16 protein-coding genes are annotated in these 16,138 nt (G+C 69.2%); 5 read left to right on the forward strand and 11 right to left on the reverse strand.

Going from position 1 to position 16,138, the window contains the following annotated elements:
• Positions 1 to 60: 60 nt before the first annotated feature.
• Positions 61 to 1,380 carry an aminotransferase class I/II-fold pyridoxal phosphate-dependent enzyme gene (locus FPZ12_RS21165; protein WP_144749174.1) on the reverse strand — a complete coding sequence of 440 codons (1,320 nt, stop codon included), beginning with the start codon at positions 1,378 to 1,380 and terminating at the stop codon, positions 61 to 63.
• 26 nt (positions 1,381 to 1,406) lie between these two features.
• Between FPZ12_RS21165 and FPZ12_RS21170 the strand changes: the two genes are divergently transcribed.
• The 4 genes from FPZ12_RS21170 to FPZ12_RS21185 are packed head-to-tail and all read left to right on the forward strand — an operon-like array spanning position 1,407 to position 5,877.
• Entirely contained in the window at positions 1,407 to 2,039 is a 633-nt protein-coding gene (locus FPZ12_RS21170) for an FMN-binding negative transcriptional regulator (protein WP_144749175.1), read from the forward strand.
• Between the two features lie 39 nt (positions 2,040 to 2,078).
• Positions 2,079 to 3,386, forward strand: a complete 1,308-nt coding sequence (locus FPZ12_RS21175) for an MFS transporter (RefSeq protein WP_144749176.1) — start codon at positions 2,079 to 2,081, stop codon at positions 3,384 to 3,386.
• Positions 3,383 to 4,921, forward strand: coding sequence for an amidohydrolase (locus tag FPZ12_RS21180; RefSeq protein ID WP_208025938.1), 1,539 nt, complete (start codon positions 3,383 to 3,385; stop codon positions 4,919 to 4,921). Before FPZ12_RS21175 ends, FPZ12_RS21180 begins: the two co-directional genes overlap by 4 nt.
• Entirely contained in the window at positions 4,909 to 5,877 is a 969-nt protein-coding gene (locus tag FPZ12_RS21185) for an NAD(P)-dependent oxidoreductase (protein WP_144749177.1), read from the forward strand. Before FPZ12_RS21180 ends, FPZ12_RS21185 begins: the two co-directional genes overlap by 13 nt.
• Here FPZ12_RS21185 and tcuA read toward each other — a convergent pair.
• Positions 5,834 to 7,312, reverse strand: coding sequence for an FAD-dependent tricarballylate dehydrogenase TcuA (tcuA, locus tag FPZ12_RS21190; RefSeq protein ID WP_144749178.1), 1,479 nt, complete (start codon positions 7,310 to 7,312; stop codon positions 5,834 to 5,836). The genes FPZ12_RS21185 and tcuA overlap by 44 nt on opposite strands.
• Positions 7,313 to 7,463: 151 nt before the next feature.
• Here tcuA and FPZ12_RS21195 point away from each other — a divergent pair, with 151 nt between their 5' ends.
• Positions 7,464 to 7,889 carry a DoxX family protein gene (locus tag FPZ12_RS21195; RefSeq protein WP_144749179.1) on the forward strand — a complete coding sequence of 142 codons (426 nt, stop codon included), beginning with the start codon at positions 7,464 to 7,466 and terminating at the stop codon, positions 7,887 to 7,889.
• 2 nt (positions 7,890 to 7,891) lie between these two features.
• Here the strand turns inward: FPZ12_RS21195 and FPZ12_RS21200 are convergent, their stop codons facing one another.
• The 9 genes from FPZ12_RS21200 to FPZ12_RS21240 all read right to left on the reverse strand — a co-directional run bounded on the left by FPZ12_RS21200 (position 7,892) and on the right by FPZ12_RS21240 (position 16,025).
• Complete coding sequence (locus FPZ12_RS21200; protein ID WP_166462850.1) at positions 7,892 to 8,323, reverse strand: PadR family transcriptional regulator; 432 nt, start codon at positions 8,321 to 8,323, stop codon at positions 7,892 to 7,894.
• A 132-nt stretch (positions 8,324 to 8,455) separates the two neighbouring features.
• Positions 8,456 to 9,130, reverse strand: coding sequence for an O-methyltransferase (locus FPZ12_RS21205; RefSeq protein ID WP_144749181.1), 675 nt, complete (start codon positions 9,128 to 9,130; stop codon positions 8,456 to 8,458).
• Positions 9,130 to 9,948 (reverse strand): siderophore-interacting protein, encoded by an 819-nt coding sequence (locus tag FPZ12_RS21210; protein ID WP_144749182.1) that lies wholly within the window; start codon positions 9,946 to 9,948, stop codon positions 9,130 to 9,132. Before FPZ12_RS21210 ends, FPZ12_RS21205 begins: the two co-directional genes overlap by 1 nt.
• A complete protein-coding gene (locus tag FPZ12_RS21215; RefSeq protein ID WP_166462851.1) occupies positions 9,945 to 10,655 on the reverse strand; it encodes a class II aldolase/adducin family protein in 711 nt (236 codons plus the stop codon). The genes FPZ12_RS21210 and FPZ12_RS21215 overlap by 4 nt, the downstream gene beginning before the upstream one ends.
• The gene (locus tag FPZ12_RS21220) at positions 10,652 to 11,656 is read right to left on the reverse strand and encodes an ABC transporter ATP-binding protein (RefSeq protein ID WP_424923624.1); all 1,005 of its coding nucleotides are present in this window, start codon (positions 11,654 to 11,656) and stop codon (positions 10,652 to 10,654) included. The genes FPZ12_RS21215 and FPZ12_RS21220 overlap by 4 nt, the downstream gene beginning before the upstream one ends.
• Positions 11,637 to 12,626: an ABC transporter ATP-binding protein gene (locus tag FPZ12_RS21225; protein ID WP_144749185.1), complete on the reverse strand. Its 990-nt coding sequence runs from the start codon at positions 12,624 to 12,626 to the stop codon at positions 11,637 to 11,639. Before FPZ12_RS21225 ends, FPZ12_RS21220 begins: the two co-directional genes overlap by 20 nt.
• Entirely contained in the window at positions 12,623 to 13,513 is an 891-nt protein-coding gene (locus FPZ12_RS21230; protein WP_144749186.1) for an ABC transporter permease, read from the reverse strand. The genes FPZ12_RS21225 and FPZ12_RS21230 overlap by 4 nt, the downstream gene beginning before the upstream one ends.
• Positions 13,510 to 14,475 (reverse strand): ABC transporter permease, encoded by a 966-nt coding sequence (locus FPZ12_RS21235; protein WP_208025939.1) that lies wholly within the window; start codon positions 14,473 to 14,475, stop codon positions 13,510 to 13,512. The genes FPZ12_RS21230 and FPZ12_RS21235 overlap by 4 nt, the downstream gene beginning before the upstream one ends.
• Positions 14,460 to 16,025 (reverse strand): ABC transporter substrate-binding protein, encoded by a 1,566-nt coding sequence (locus FPZ12_RS21240; RefSeq protein WP_144749187.1) that lies wholly within the window; start codon positions 16,023 to 16,025, stop codon positions 14,460 to 14,462. Before FPZ12_RS21240 ends, FPZ12_RS21235 begins: the two co-directional genes overlap by 16 nt.
• Positions 16,026 to 16,138 lie beyond the last annotated feature (113 nt).

Here is a 16,138-nt window from a genome sequence, read left to right on the forward strand (position 1 = left end):
AACGATAACACATGCAGGTGGGAGCAGGTGGGTGCTGAGCCACCCCCCTGGAGGCCTCCCTCAGAGAGCCCGCCCCCGGGGCACCGACCGCAGGATCCCCGACACGTCATCGGCCAGCCGCCGCGCTTCGTCGGCCGTCAGGTCCGACGTGCAGACCCGCACGAACGGCGGGCTCGACAGCCGTGACAGTTCGCCGCCGCGGACGGCCCATCCTCGCGCCATCAGTTCCGCCGTCACGGCCGACTCGTCCCCGACCGGGATCGTCACGGTGAAACCCGAGCTGCTCAGCACGTCGATCCCGCGGCTCGCCAGGTGGCCGACGAACTCCTCGCGGCGGGCGCGGTACAGATCGGCGGCGCGCTCGACGGTCTCCAGGCACTTCGAGTCCGACAGCATCGCGGCGACGAGCCGCTGGACGAGATGGCTGACCCAGCCGGGCCCCAGCAACTGCCTGCCCTGCACCAGATCCGCGGTCGTCCGGTCGCTCGACACGACGGCGAGTCGGAGGTCCGGCCCGAAGATCTTCGACACCGACCGCACGACCGCCCACCGCCGTCGGCCGCGCGTCAGCGAGAACGCCGGTGCCCCCGAGGTCAGCGACACGTGATCGTCCTCCAGGACGTAACAGTCCGGATAGGACTCAAGCACCTCGCGCAGTTCCTTCGCCCGCAAGGAGTTCAGTGTCGCGCCCGTGGGATTCTGCGCCCGAGGCTGCAGGAGCACCATGGCGCAGTTGTGCCGCGCCAGCGTCGTGTCCAAACTGGACGGAACGATCCCATGGGCGTCGACCTCCACCCCGGCCAGCGTGTAACCCATGGTGCGCAACAAACTGTAGCCCGCGACCCACCCCGGATCCTCCACCGCGATCGTGGATCCGGGCGGGATGGCGGCCTGGCAGATCCGCTCGATGGCGTCGTGTGCGCCGTTGGTCGCCGTGAGGTGCCCGCGGATCCCGTCCTCTTCGAAGAGCGGGCCCATGGACTCGCTCAGTTCCGCCGTCACGTTCTGCGTGTCGTAGCTCCCGCTGCGCCGTGCGCCTGCCCCGGCGAAGCGGTGAATGTCCGGCAGGAGCTCCGAATCCGGCGCGACGGTGCGTAGATCGCGAACCCCGGGCCCGACCGGCAGATCGCCCGCGGTGGGCACCGCCGGTTTCGCCGCGACCCTGGCGCGCTTGCGATCCCCCACGGTGATCAGGCCGCGCTCGCGCAGCGTCCGGTACGCCAGCGAAATCGTCCCCGGGCTCACGCGGAGCTCCGTCGCCAGCGCCCGCACTGACGGCAGAGCTTCCCCTGCCTGTAGTTCACCGTCCCTGATCGCCTCGGCTATTGCGAGATGGATCTCCCGCGAGTACTTTTTGCCTGCCAGGCTCTTAACTGACACAGATTGAAACTGTACTAGGACAGATAATGTGGGTCAACCCCCTGTACCTCCGGGATCGCCCGGCCGCACTGGGCTTCGTCTCCCGGAATCCACTCGCCACGGTGGTGGGAACGGCGCCGGTCGAGGCGGCGCATCTGCCGCTGCTCCTCGACGACCCCGAAGACCCGCGCTACCTGATCGGCCACATCCCGCTGGCCGACCCGCTGTCCGCGCAGCTGCGCCGGAAATCGACCGTGCTCGCCGTCTTCGGCGGGGCGGGCAGCTACATCAGCCCCGCTGTCCACGCCGAAACCGTCCTGCCCACCTACAACTTCGTGGCCGTGCACGTCACCGGCGGCGCGGAGGTGGTGGACGACGAAGACTTCCTCCGTGCGCATCTCCGCGCGCTCACCCACGCCGGCGAAACAGCCAAAAGCTATGCACCGTACCGCGAATGGTCCATCCAGGGCGCGGCGGCGGAGCGCGCGGAGTCCCTGCTGCCACGAATCACCGCGTACCGGATCGAAATCGAGCGGCTGGAAGCCAAGTTCAAGCTCGGCCAGAACCGCACAGCGGCCGACCGGCGGCGAATTCACGACGCGCTCGCCACTTCGGCCGACCCGAACGACCGCGAAATCGCCGCGCTGATGGCGGAAGAGGCGCAGCCGGTCTCGCCCTGATCACCGACTCCCGTCCCCCCGAACGATCTTGGAGCTCTGATGTCCTCCAACCTCGCCAAAGCCACCGTCGGCGCCTTCTTCGGCAGCTGCGTCGAATGGTTCGACTTCTTCATCTACGGCACCGCGTCGGCGCTGTTCTTCGGGACGTTGTTCTTCCCCGAAACCGATCCCGCCGTCGGGACGGTGCTCAGCCTGCTCACCTTCGCGGTGGGGTTCCTGGCCCGGCCGCTCGGCGGAATCCTGTTCGGGCACATGGGAGACCGGATCGGCCGGAAGAACACTTTCGTCGTGACACTCGCCTTGATGGGGACGTCCACCTTCCTCATCGGCGTGCTCCCGACCTACGGTTCGATCGGGATCTGGGCGCCGATCATCCTGGTGTGCCTGCGCATTCTCCAGGGTCTCGGCGTGGGCGGGGAATGGGGCGGCTCCATTCTGATGACGGTGGAGAACGCGCCCTCGAAATGGCGTGCGTTCTTCGGCATCCTCCCGCAACTGGGCAGCCCGGTCGGCACGATCATGGCGAACGGTTCGTTCTCCGCGCTCGCACTGATGGACAAGGACGCGTTGCAGTCGTGGGGATGGCGCATCCCGTTCCTCGCCAGCGCCGTGCTGATCATCATCGGGTTCGTCATCCGGCTCGGGGTCGGCGAAACCGAGGAGTTCAAGGCCGAAACCGAAGAAACGGGTAAGTCGAAATCGCCGGTCAAAGAGGTGTTCACGCAGGCATGGGGCCGGGTCCTGCTGGTGGCGGGGAGCAGGCTTTACGAGGCCACGTTCTTCACCGTGGCCACGGTGTTCGTGGTCGGCTACGCCACGGGCAAGCTGGGCGTCGAAAAGCCCGTCGTCCTCAACAGCATCCTTTACGGCGGCATCGCCGAGGTGATCGCGCTCCCGATTTTCGGGCTCCTGCTGTTCAAGGCCAAGCCGCGGACGCTGCTCCAGTTCGGGGCGCTCACCGGCGCGCTCGCGATCTTCCCGTTCTTCCTGCTGATCGAAGGCGGGAACCCGGTCCTCATCGCGCTCGCGATGATCGTGACGTTCTTCCTCGGCACCGCATCGTGGGCGGCCTATCCGACACTGTTCGCGGACGTCTTTCCCAGCAGAATCCGCTACACCGGGATTTCGGTGGGTTTCCAGGCCGCGACCATTTTCAGTGGTTTCGCGCCCAGCGTCGTTTCCTACCTTTCGATCGCCGCTGGCAACACCTGGTGGCCGGTCGCGATCTTCGTCATGATCACCGCGCTGGTCAGCAGTGGCTGTGCGTTCGTGCTCGGGCGGATCAAACCGGCCGGCAAGGACGCGAACGCCGGTGCCGGTAAGACGACGAAGGCGGTGCGGGCGTGAAGATCGACAGCATCGTGGTCAACGCCGACATCGTGACCATGCACGCCGGCCGCCCCAAAGCCGCCAAGATGGGTGTGTGGAACGGGAGGATCGTCGGGTTCGACGACGACCTGAGCGGTCTCGAAGCCGGAACCGTCGTCGACGCGGGCGGGCGGGTGGTGCTCCCCGGATTCATCGACAGCCACACGCATCTGGGCCTCACCGGTCTTCGCGGCCGCGCCGTCGACATCGCCGGCCTGGCGCTGGGCGACGCCGTCGCCGCGATCGAAGCGGCGGCCGCCGGACGAGAGCCCGGCGGCTGGGTGGAGGTCGTCGGCTACGATCCCCGCGCGCTCGGCCGCAAGCTCGCCGCGTCGGACCTCAGCGGCGGATCCTGCGAGGGGCGCAAGATCTGGGTCCGGGACATCTCCAGCCATTCGTCGGTCGTCTCCCCGGCGGTTCTCGAAGCGGCCGGGATAACCTCGGGTGAGCTGCTGGACGGCAGGCTGGAGGAAGACGATCAGCAGATCGTGCTCGACCAGCGTCTGCCGTATCCGCCGGAGGACATCGAAGAGGGCCTGCTGGCGGCGGGAAAAACCTGTCTCGCACAGGGAATCACCACCTGCGTCGAAGCGGGGGTCGGTGGCGGCGGCGCGAGTCTCCGGCACGACGAGCTGTCGGTGTACCTCGCGATGGCCGAGGCCGGGACCTTGCCGCTGCGCACCTGCCTGATGCTCACCGGGGAAGCCGTGCCCCATTTCGAATCGCTCGGCCTGGCCGCCGGTTTCGGCGGCGACTGGCTGTCGGTGCACGCACAGAAGATGTGGCTGGACGGCGGAATGCTGGTGCGGTCCGCGGCCGTCACCGAACCCTTCGTCGGCTCGGAGCACCCGGGTGCGCTGCTCGGCGAGGAGGAAGAGATCCTCGAGCGCATCGTCGCCGCGCACCGCGCCGGCTGGCAGCTGGCCATCCACGCCATCGGTGACCGCGCGATCGACGCCGCGCTCGACGGGCTGCTGGCCGCGCAGGAAAAGTATCCCCGCGCCGACGCCCGGCACCGGATCGAGCACGCCGGGATGGTCCGCGAGGACCACCTGCCCGTCATGGGGCGGCTCGGCCTCGGTGTCGGCTCCCAGCCGTGCTTCCTCTGGGATTCCGGCGACGACTACGCGAACATCGTGGGGCCGCACCGGGTTCCGTGGCTGTATCGCGGGAAATCGTTCCTGGACAACGGGATCAAGCTGCTGGGCAGCACCGACCGGCCGCTTCCCGGCAGTCCGCTGCGCGGGATCCAGTTCTTCGTCGAACGCCGTTCGTCGAGCGGGCGATCGCTCGCACCCGAAGAGCGGATTTCGCGGCACGAGGCCGTGGCCGCGTTCACCGCGACAGCCGCCTGGGGCAGTCGGCGTGAGCATCTTCTGGGTACCCTCGAAGTCGGCAAGGCCGCGGACTACGTCGTCCTGGAGGAGGATCCGTTCGCCGTCGAGACCTCCCGGATCGGCGACATCCCGGTGGCGGCGACGTACATCGACGGGGTCCCGCGATGGCAGCGCTGAGGATTTCCGTTCCCTACCAATGGCTTTACGACTTCCTCGCCACTGACGGCGTGAAACTGCTCTCCTGGGAGGAGGGCGCACCCGATCAGGCTGATCTCGACGAGACGGACCTGCTGGTGCTGCCGGTCCACACGCTCGACAAGCACCCGCGTTTTCCTTACGTGACAGCAGCTTTGGCGAACGAGGTGATCGCCCGGAGCCGCGCGCGTCTCGTGCAGCTGTTGTCGGTCGGCCACGAGGGGCTCGTGTCCCCGTCCGTGCCGATCGCCAATGCCGAGGGCGTGATGGAGGGGCCCACCGCGGAGCACGCCGTCACGCTGCTGCTGAGTTCGATGCGCTCGCTGCCGGATTTCGCCGCCAGTCAAGGGAATGCGACTTGGCACAACTTCACCTCGCCCGGGCTGATCGGGAAATCGGTCGCACTGCTCGGGTACGGGGGAGTGGGCAGCGCGATCGACCAGCGGCTGCGGAACTTCGACTGCCACGTCACGCGATTCGCGTCGCGGGCCAGAACGACGGCTGACACGGTGGTCCACGCGCTCAGCGCGCTGGACGCCGGCTGGTTGGGCACTTTCGACGCGGTCGTCCTGGCCCTGCCGTCGACCCCGGCGACGAGGAAACTGGTCGACCCGGCCTTTTTGGCTGCCATGAAGGAAAACGCGGTGCTGGTCAACGTCGGCCGCGGGGTTGTGGTGGACACCGAGGCGCTCGTCGAGCACGCCGCGAAGGGGCACATCCGGGCCGCTGTGGATGTCGTCGATCCGGAACCCCTGCCGGCTGATCACCCGTTGTGGAGCACACCGAACATCACGATCACCCCGCATGTCGGTGGCAACACCGACGCTGTCGCGCCCGCGTTGACGGACCTCATTCTCCGGCAGGCCCGTCGCCTCCAGGATGGGGAGCCGGTGCTCAACCGGCTCGAGGACTCCGCAAGTGATCACTGGGCGGGGTAGCCGGATCCGTCGCCGCCGTTTTTCCCGCCGCACGGCCGAAAACGGCGGCTCGCATGAGGGCGGCGCCACCGGGGTAGTCGCCGTAGAACAGGCCGCCGGTGGCTTCACCCGCGGCGTAGAGGCCGGGGACGGCGACGCCGTCGCTGTCGAGTGCGCGGCCATCGGGGTCTATGCGCACGCCGCCGAAGGTGAAGGTCAGCCCGGCGACCGCGTGGTAAGCGACGAAAGGTGGCCGGTCCAGCGGGGTGGCCCACGCCGATTTCGCCGGGGTGAGGCCCGTCGTGCGCTCCTCGTCGGTGCAGGCGCGGTTGAACTCGTCGACGGTGCGCACGAGTTGGCCAGCGGGGACACCGATCCGCGCGGCGAGCCCGGGCAAAGTCGGTGCGGTGACAGGGATCGCCGATCCGGCGAACTCGTCCGCCACGCGCGCCGCGGTGCGCTGGTCGAAGAGCTCGTAGGCCACCCGCCCGGGCTGGCGCATGATGGCCTTCCCCATTTTCGAGTAGTTCTTCACCCACGGCCCCGGCCCTTCGTCGACGAACCGTTCGCCGTCACGGTTGACCAGCACGCCGAGCCAGAACCCGTGCAACGGGAACGGCGGCGACGCCTCGCTGCGTCCGGGGGACGGCATGGTCGGGTCGACGGCGGCGGAGTGGCAGCTCGACCACGTTCCGGCGTCGCCGGCGCCGGCCCGTAGCGCCGCCATGATCCCGTCGCCCGTGGCCAGCCGGGTGCCGCGGAGCTTGACGTCTTCCCAAGCGGGCCCGAGGTGCCGCCGCCGGAGTTCGCGGTCGGCCTGGAAGCCGCCGCTGGTGATCACCACCGCATCGGCGGGCAGCGTGCCGTCGCCGGTCATCACGCCCGTGACGCGCCCGTTCTCGCGAACCACGTCGGTGAGGGGAGTGGACCAGCGGATCTCGACCCCGATCCGGTCCGCGTGCCGCAGCAACGGTTTGATCACCTCGAACCCGCGCGACATGCCTTCGCCGGTGCTGGTGAGGATCTGTCCCGGCGGGACACGCAGCACCCCGTCCCGCACCCGCGCGCCGACCGTGCGGTTGAAGGTGAAGCGCACCCCTTTTTCCTTGAGCCAGCGCATTGTTTCCAGTGAACGAGCCGCGAGCGTTTCGACGAGCCGCGGGTCGGCCCTGCCGTCGCTCATCGCCATCAGCTCGGCGGCGTAGGCCTCGCTGGTGTAGGCCGGGGCGTCGATCTTCCCGGCCCGCATCCCGGGTTCGAACTCCTCGGCGATCGACGTGAGGTCGTCCGGCCCGTCGTAGCGGAAGAGGAACAGGCCGCCCGAGAAGGCCGCGTTCCCGCCGACGTCGTCCCGTTTTCCCTTTTCCAGCAACACAACGCTCGCGCCGGTTTCCCGGGCGGAGATCGCGGCGGCGAGCCCGCTCAGGCCGGCTCCGGCGACGACAACTGTAAGCATGCTGACAAAGTAGAGTCTTGCTTCGAAAGGTGCAAGCATGCTGATACTTGGCTCGCTGTCCCTTTGACCCCTGTCACACTTCCTGGACGGTAGTCCCGTGACTCCTTACCGTAGGCAAGCCTTGCCTAACTAAAACCCCGGAGGAGTCTCCATGCGCGGTTCGACCCTTGACAAGGCTGCACCCGTCGTCCTCGGCCTGTTCCGCATCGTCATCGGGCTGCTCTTCGCGGGCCACGGCGCCGCGTCGCTGTTCGGGATTTTCGGCGGCGCGTCCGGCACGAACGGCGGGACCGTCGCCGTGGGCGCCTGGCCGTCCTGGTACGCGGCGGTGATCCAGCTCGTCTGCGGACTGCTCGTGATGACCGGCCTGTTCACCCGGGTCGCGGCGCTGCTGGCCTCCGGCTCGATGGCCTACGCCTACTTCGTCATGCACCAGCCCGATGGGCTCCTGCCGCTGCAGAACCACGGCGAACCGGCCGCGCTGTTCTGCTGGGCGTTCCTGCTGCTGGTGTTCACGGGCCCCGGCGCCGTCGCGTTGAGCTCCCTGTTTTCCCGCGACACCACGGCGGCCGCGTGACGTCATTGCTCGGCGAGGATGCGGTAAAGCGCTTGCCGCGCGCCGCGGACGATCGCGACCGCCTGTTCGATGGACTCCTCCGAAGCCGACGACGTCACCTGCTGGGCGGCGGCACGGAGCTGGTGCATTTCGTCGCGGAGCTGTGAGTGCTCGCGCGGCTCCGCCGGGAATTCGGCGGCGAACGCGGAGACGCGACGTTCGGCGGCCTGCTTTTCCCCTTCGCCGGTAAGGGAAAAGATCCGCCGTCCGTCGGTCTCGTCGCATTTCACGAGCCGGTTGTCCTGGAACATCTGCAGCAGCGGATAGATCGAACCCGGGCTGGGCCGCCACGTCCCGCCGCTGAACCGCTCGAGCCGGTCCATCAGCTCGTACCCGTGCGCCGGACCGTCCAGCAGCGCGGTGAGCACCAGGTCCGGCACCATCCCGCGCCGCATGCGCCCGCCTTCGCCCCGGCCGCCGCCATATCCGCGATGTCCGCCGTGTCCTCGCATTGCCCGTATCACCGATTCGCCGTCGTGAGTAGTCGATATATCGTGACATTATCACGGCAGCCCCGGCCGGCCGGGTCACTCCACCTTGACCGACAGCTCGGTGGATCCCTTGAGCGGCAAGGAAAGAGACCGGAATCCCCGCTCCGGGTCACGCACGTAGTCCAGGAAATCCGTTTCGCCGTTGTCGTTCAGCACGAGTGCGCCGACGCGGAGCTGGGGCGTGAGGATTTCGATCAGCTGCCGGGCGAGGGAAGGTCCCTCCGCGACCGGGAACCCGTCGATCAGCGCGAAATCGACGGGCCCGCCGACGTCGGCGAGTGTCTCCCTGGCGTCGCCGAGCCGGATGTCGGCGTAGTCCGCCAATCCCGCCTCGGCCAGGTTCCGTTCGGCGGCGGCCGCTTTGCCGGGCACGATCTCGGCGCCGATCACCGTGCCGCCGCCGTTGTCGCGGATCGCGGCGGCGAAGTAGATCGCCGAAACACCGACCGAGGTCGCGAAGTCGACCACCCGCTTCGCCCCGATCGCCCGGCACAGCAGGTAGATGAGATCGCCCTGCTCCTGCTTGATCGAGAGCGGCCGGTCCGCGCGGGCGAACGGGTCGGCGAACGCGGGGTTGCTCCCGTCGCGCCAGCTGCCCCGCCGACCCGAACGCCCGCCGGGGAACTGGTTCGACGGCGCGTGCAGGCGATCCAGCACCGTACGCACGCGCGGATCCAGCACCGGGCCGAGGACCCGTTCTTCTTGCGGCATCAGTCTTCCCCGTGATCGTGGTCAGGGTGGTCGGCCACGCCCTGGCGCCAGTACCCGCGCGTCACCAACGATGACCGCGGCACCTGCCGGTCGAGCAGCTGCCTGCGGATTCGCCGCACCGCGGAAGCCTCACACGCCACCCAGACCTGGGTTTCCGCATCGATCACGGCACCGGCGGCCGCGTCGTACAGCTCCTCGCCCCATGCCTCGGGGTGACGCCGGTGATGCCACGTGACCGTCGTCTGCGCGGCGCTGTCGAGCGGAATCTCGTCCTCGGCACCGTCGACTTCCAGGTGCACGGCCGCTTTCGCGCTCGCGGGCAGTGCGTCGAGCAAGGTTCCCACCGCGGGCAGCGCGCTTTCGTCACCGCCGATCCACCACTCCGGTGCGGTGAGGTCGAAGGGCAGCCGTCCGCCCGGTCCGCCGATCGCGAGCTTGTCCCCGGCCTTCGCCCGCTGTGCCCAGGTGGCGGCCGGCCCGTCGCCGTGCAGGACGAACTGCACCTCCAAAGTCCCGGCGTAGGCGTCGAAGTAGCGCGGCGTGTAGGTCCGGACGATCGGCCGTGGCTTGTCCTCGGGCCACGTCCGGCCCTCGGCGGTGATCTTCGGCAGCGTGGGCGCGTCCTGGCCCGGGGCGGGCAGGAAGAGCTTGATGTGCGAAGTCGGTGCCGCGGCCTGGAACCGGCTCAGGTCCGCGCCGCCGACGTGGACCGACACCAGCCTCGGCGTGATCCGGGCAAGCCTGACCACCTCGACCGGCTCCGGTGGGCGCCGCGGCCGCCTCGGCCCGCCCCGCCTGTCCACAATGGAGTCTTTCATGCCTTGCCGTCCTTTCCGGAGTTCGTGCGCCTGACGAGGTATTCCCAGGAGCGCAACAGATAGCCGTCCGCTTCGGCGTGCGAATACCGGCTTCCCGGCTCCCGCAACGGAGGCGCGACACCCCCGGCGGCCGCCGCGAGCAGCTGCAGCCGGCACGCCCGCTCCAGCAGGACGGCGGTCATCACGGCAGTGGCGACGCTGGCACCGACGGCGACGATTCCGTGCCCCACAAGGAAAAGCGCGCGGGCATCGCCGAGGTGGCGGGCCACGTCCGCGCCCAGCTCGGGCGTTTCGACGAGCCCGACCGGCGCCTCGTATCTCGGTACGCCCGCGGCGAACGGGCCCGCGCCGTTGGAGAACGCGTAAAGCGGCTGCCCGGTCGCCGCCAGCGCGATCGCGTGCGGGGGATGGCAGTGCACGACGCTGCCGACGTCCTCCCGAACGCGCAGGACTTCGGTGTGCAGCGGGTATTCCCGGGGCACGGGGGCCGAGCCGAGGAGACGCTTGCCGTCGAGGTCGGTCAGGACGACGTCCTCGGCGCCCACCTCGTCGAAGCCGCGCGGCCCGGCCTTGAGCCAGACGTGGCCGAGGTCCCGGTCGCGCCGGGAAACGTGGCCCCAGACCGGGTCGCCCTGGTCCTCGATGCCCAGGACGTGGCAGCCGAGCACCACCTCGGCGGCGGGGTCCTCAAGGGACGGTGCGGTCACTGCTGCTCCTCGTTCTGGTCGGGGAAATGACAGGCGGCGAACTGTCCCGGCCGGACCTCGCGCATCTCCGGCTCCGTCCGCGCGCAAACCGGCTGGGCGAGGGGACACCTCGTCCGGAACCGGCAGCCGCTGGGCGGTGCGAGCGGCGAAGGCAGCTCGCCGTCGAGGGAAGGGCCGCGGAAGGGGTGGTCGGGATCGGCGAGGGGGACCGAGTCGAGCAGCGCACGGGTGTAGGGATGCGCCGGATGGTCGTAGACCTGCTGGGAGTCCCCGAATTCACACGTCTTGCCGAGGTACATGATCAGCACGTGGTCGGTCATCGAGCGCACGACGGCGAGATCGTGCGCGATGAACACGACGGTCAGGGCGAACTCGGTTTTGAGGTCCTCGATCAGGTTGAGGATCTGCGCCTGCACCGACACGTCGAGCGCGGACACGGGCTCGTCGCAGATCAGCAGCCGCGGCCGGACGGCCAGCGCCCGCGCGATCGCGACCCGTTGCGCCTGCCCGCCGGAGAGCCTGCGGGGCGACGTGGTGGCGAGCTGCTCCGGTGACAGGCCCACCGCGGTCAGGATCTCCGCGGCGGCCCGCTGCTGTTTTTCCTTGGGGGCGCCGGAAATCGCCAGGCCCTCGGCCACGATGGCGGGGACGTTCCGGCGCGGGTTCAGCGAGGCGACCGGATCCTGGAAGATCATCTGCATGTCGCGGCGCAGCGCGCGCATCCGCCTTTCGCCCGCGCCGTCGATCCGTTCGCCGCCGAAGCTGACCTCGCCGCCGACGGCGCCTTCCAACCGCAGCACCGCCCGGCCCGCCGTCGACTTCCCGCAGCCGGACTCGCCGACGATGCCCAGGGTTTCCCCGGGCAGCACGTCGAAACTGGCCCCGGACACCGCCCGCACTGTGCCGCCCTTCGTGGCGTACTCGACAACGAGATCACGCACGGATAGCAGTGCTTCGTCCCCGCGCAGGTGCGCGGTTCCGTTACCGGCCAACGAGTTCACCTCCCGTGACGGGGTTGGAGCAGGCGACGGAACGGCCTTCCCCGGCCGGCCGCATGTCGGGCCCGGGATCCGAGCACGAGGCCGTCGCGTGCGCGCAGCGCGCGGCGAACCGGCAGCCCGGCGGCACGCGGACCGGGTCGGGCAGCGCGCCGGGAATCAGCGGGAACTTCGCGTGCCGCTCGTGGTCCATGGTGGGTGTCGCGTCGAGCAGTGCGTGGGTGTAGCGGTGCCGGGGCTGCCGGAAGACGTCCCGCGTCGGCCCGACTTCGGCCAGCCGCCCGGCGTACATCACGGCGGTGCGGTCGGTCCGGCCCGCGACCACGGACAGGTCGTGGCTGACGAGGATCATCGACATCCGGTGTTCACTTTGGACTCTGCGCAGCAGGTCGAGGATCTGGCGCTGCACCGTCACGTCGAGCGCGGTGGTCGGCTCGTCGGCGATCAGCAGGTCCGGTTCGCAGGCGAGCGCCACGGCGATCATCACGCGCTGCTGCATGCCGCCGGACAGCTCGTGCGGGTAGGCGCGCAGCCGCCGCTCCGGGTCGGGCACGCCGACTTCGGCGAGGAGTTTCACCGCCCGGGCGTGCGCTTCCGACCTGCTCACGCCGAGATGGCGCCGCATCCCCTCGGTCAGCTGGCGCCCCGTCCTGACCACCGGGTTCAGTGAGCGACCGGGGTCCTGGAACACCATCGCGATCCGCGGGCCCCAGATCTCCCGCATTGCTTTCCTCGGCAGGCCAAGGAGTTCACGCCCTTCGAACGTGACGGATCCGGTGGTCTCCGACCGCCGCGGCAGCAGCCCCATGATGGCCCGCGACAGCACGGACTTGCCGGAGCCCGATTCGCCGACGAGCCCGATCGCCTCGCCGCGGGCGAGGTCGAAGGAGACATCGTCCACCGCTTTCACCACTCCGCGCGGGGAACCGAGGTAGGCGCGCAGCTCCCGGACGCTCAGCAAGATGTCGTTCATAGGTGGTCCCCGTCGAAGCGGTTCCGGAGGTGGTCGCCGATCTGGTTGAGCGCGAAGACCGTGCAGAAGATCGCGAGCGCCGGCACGAACACCAGATGCGGGTCGTCGGCGATGGAGTCCTTGCCAGCGTAGATCATCCCGCCCCAGGACGGGCTGGGCGGCGGGATGCCGAGCCCGAGGAAGCTGAGCGAGCCCTCGGCGACGATCACGTGCGCGAGCACGATCGGCAGGTACGCGGCCAGCGGCGGCAGGACGTTGGGCAGGATCTCGCGGAACAGGATCCGCCACGGCCCCGCGCCCATGTTCTTCGCCGCCCGCACGAAGCCGCGCGTCGACCAGCTCAGCGTCTGCGCCCGCGCCAGCCGGACGAACTGGGGCATGCCCATCACCCCCATGCCCACGATGAGCGTGGTGATGCTCGGGGTGAAGGTGGCGGCGAGCGCCAGCAAGAGCACGAGGCCGGGGAAGGCGAGCATCACGTCGGTCAGCAGCCCGATGCCGGTGTCGAGCTTCTTCCCGAAGTACCCGGCCATCATGCCCAGCAGCGAGCCGAGCACGAAAGTCGTTACGCAGGCGGCTGTTCCGACGACGAGCGACACGCGGGCGCCGTAGATCAGCCGGGACAGCATCGAGCGGCCGGTGCCGTCGGTGCCCAGCAGCATCGACAGCGAGTCCGTGCTCGGGCCGAGCCGGGGGAAGCCGATCGGCGTCGCATAGGAAGGCAGATGCAGCACGGGGGCGAACACGGCCAGGAGGATGATCGCGGCCATCCAGCCGTAGCTGAGCCAAACCAGGACCGAGTGGGTCTTCTTCGCCGCCGGGACGACGGGCAGTTTCGCAGCCGCCTTCTTCGCCGCTTTCCCGCGCAGCAGGCCGGTGCTCGTCATGCGGTCACCGCCCGGCGCACGCGCGGGTCGATGAGACCGTAGCTCAGGTCGACCACGGTGTTGATCGCGACGTACACGACGCCCGTGAAGGCGACGACGCCCTGCACCATGATCACGTCCCGTGACCCGATGGACGTCACGATGAGCTGGCCGAGCCCCGGTAGCGCGAACAGGGTTTCGACGATGACCGTGCCGCCGATCATCCGGCCGAGGCTGATTCCGAAGATGGTGACCAGGGAGAACGACGACGGGCGCAGCGCGTGCCGGAAGAGGACGTAGGCGTGGCTCATTCCGCGTGCCCGCGCGGCGTCGATGTACTCCTCGCGCAGGGTGCTGGTGAGGTCGGCGCGCAGCAGTCGGTGGAACGACGCGATCTCCACCAGCGCCACGGAAAGCGCGGGCAGGAAGGCCGATTCGAGGTTCGCCCCGAGGCCCTCGTCGAGCGGGGCCCAGCCCAGTACCGGGAACAGTCCGGTTTGGACGGACAGGAAGTAGACCAGGATCGGGCCGGCGATGAACGCCGGCACCGACAGCAGCACGGACGACAGCGCGTTCAGGAAGCGGTCGAACCTGCCGCGGGGCCAGGTGGCGCCCAGCACCGCGAACAGCAGCGCCAGCGCCAGCGCGATCACGAGGCTGAGCACGGCCAGTTCGACGGTCACCGGTGCCCGTTCGGCGATCGCGCTGCTCACCGGCTGGCCGGTCAGCGGCGACGTGCCGAGGTCGCCGTGCAGGGCGTTCCCGAGCCAGCTGAGGTATTGCTGCCAAAGGGGTTTGTCGAGGCCGAGCTTCGCGTTGAGCGCCGCGACGTTCTCCGGGGTGGCGTTCTGGCCGAGGATCGCCTCGGCCACCGAACCCGGGGTCAAGGCCATGAGGAGGGACACGACCATCGTCACCAGCACCATGACCAGAACCCCGCGGCCGAGCTTCTTCGCCGCGCCGGTGATCACTTCGCCAGCCACAGCAGCTCCGGCAGGACCGAACCGGTGCCGTACATCGACACCCCGCCGACCTTCGAGGAGGCGACGGCTGCCTGCGCGGGCCGGGCGTAGAAGATCACCGGCACGGTCGCGGCGAGCCGCTCGGACACCGTCTGGTAGGCCGCTTTCCGCTGGTCCGTGGAGGTTCCGGTCCGGCCGGCGAGCAGGGCCTGGTCCAGTCGCGGGTCGTTGATCCCGGTCGCGTTGCGCGGTGACTGGCTGGAGAAGGCGGAGTACAACGCGGGCTCGGGGTCGATGAAGAACGCGGTGGCCACGAGCACGTCGAAGTCGTGGGCGCCGAAGATCTTGCCGGATTCCGCGGTGTCGGCGCTTTTCACCTGCACCTTCACGTTCTGGAAGGCGGACAGCTGGGCCTGCACCGCTTCGGCCACCGCGCGGTCCTTCGGGAACGCGGTGAAGGTGAACGAAACCGGTTTGCCCTCGGCGGCGAGCTGGTCGAACAGCTGCTGTGCCTTGGCCTTGTCGTAGGTGTGCAGGGCGACATCGTTGTGGAACTTGCTGCCGGCGGGGAAAAGCTGGTTCGCTACTTCGCCGTAACCGCTGTACACGGCGGCGTTGAGGGCGTCGAGGTCGATCGCGTAGCTCAGGGCCTGCCGGGCGCGCACGTCGTCGAACGGCGCGCGCAAGGTGTTGAGCGCCAGGAACTGCCCGCCGCCGAACGGCCGGGTGACGATCTGCAGACCGGCCGCCTTGTCCTTCGCCGCGGCCTGCCAGTCCACCTCGGTCCCGAGGTCGACCTGGCCGGTCGTCAGCGCGTTCACGCGCTGCTGGGCGTCCGCCGACGTCGTGATGGTGATGTTGTCGAGGTAGGGGCGCGGGGCGTCCCAGTAGCCCGGGTTCTTCACCAGCTGGATGCTGCCGCTGCGGGTCCAGCTCTGGAGCGTGAACGGCCCGGCGCCGATGGGGTTCTGGTCGAACGCGTTCGTGCCCTTCTGGAGCGCGGCGGGGGAGGCGATCCAGTTCATCGCGCTGCCGAGCATCTGCTGCGCGAAGTACGGCGATGGCTGGCCGAGCGTGACGGTCAGCGTCGTCGGGTCGACCACCGTGCTGGACTTGACGAGCCCGGCGACGGGCTGGGAGTCGGAGCCGAGCGTGGGGTCCTTCAGCCGGTCCCAGTTGAACTTCACCGCGGCGGCGTCCAAAGTGGACCCATCGGAGAACTTCAGCCCGTCCTTGAGTTCGAGGGTGAAGGTCTTGCCGCCGTCGGTGCTGGAGAAGTCGGTGGCCATGCGGTACTCGACCTCGCCGGTCTGCTGGTTGTCGATCATCAGCGTGCCGTAGAGGGCGTTGCCGAGCAGTGCGGTGCCCTGGCCCGTGTTCTGCAGCGCGGCGGGGTCCAGGGTGCGCGGTTCGCTGAACTCGAGCACCTTCAGCGTCCCGCCCGCCACCGGGGCGCCCTCGGGCCCGGCGCCCCCCGCGCCCACCTTGCCGCCCGCCCCGCACGCGGCGAGTACAAGCATCGCGGCCACCAGCAAAGCGACGGCGGAAAACCGCCGACCATGTCTTTTCATCGCAGAACTCCAGTGTTCCCAGGGCTGCCGGAGGCAGAGCCCGCGTTGCCGGCGATACGCCGCCTTACCAGGTGCGGTCGAGAAGTTTCCCTTGAGCAGCAAAGCTTTCCGGG

This window comes from Amycolatopsis acidicola, from assembly GCF_007713735.2.
GTDB lineage: Bacteria > Actinomycetota > Actinomycetes > Mycobacteriales > Pseudonocardiaceae > Amycolatopsis_E > Amycolatopsis_E acidicola.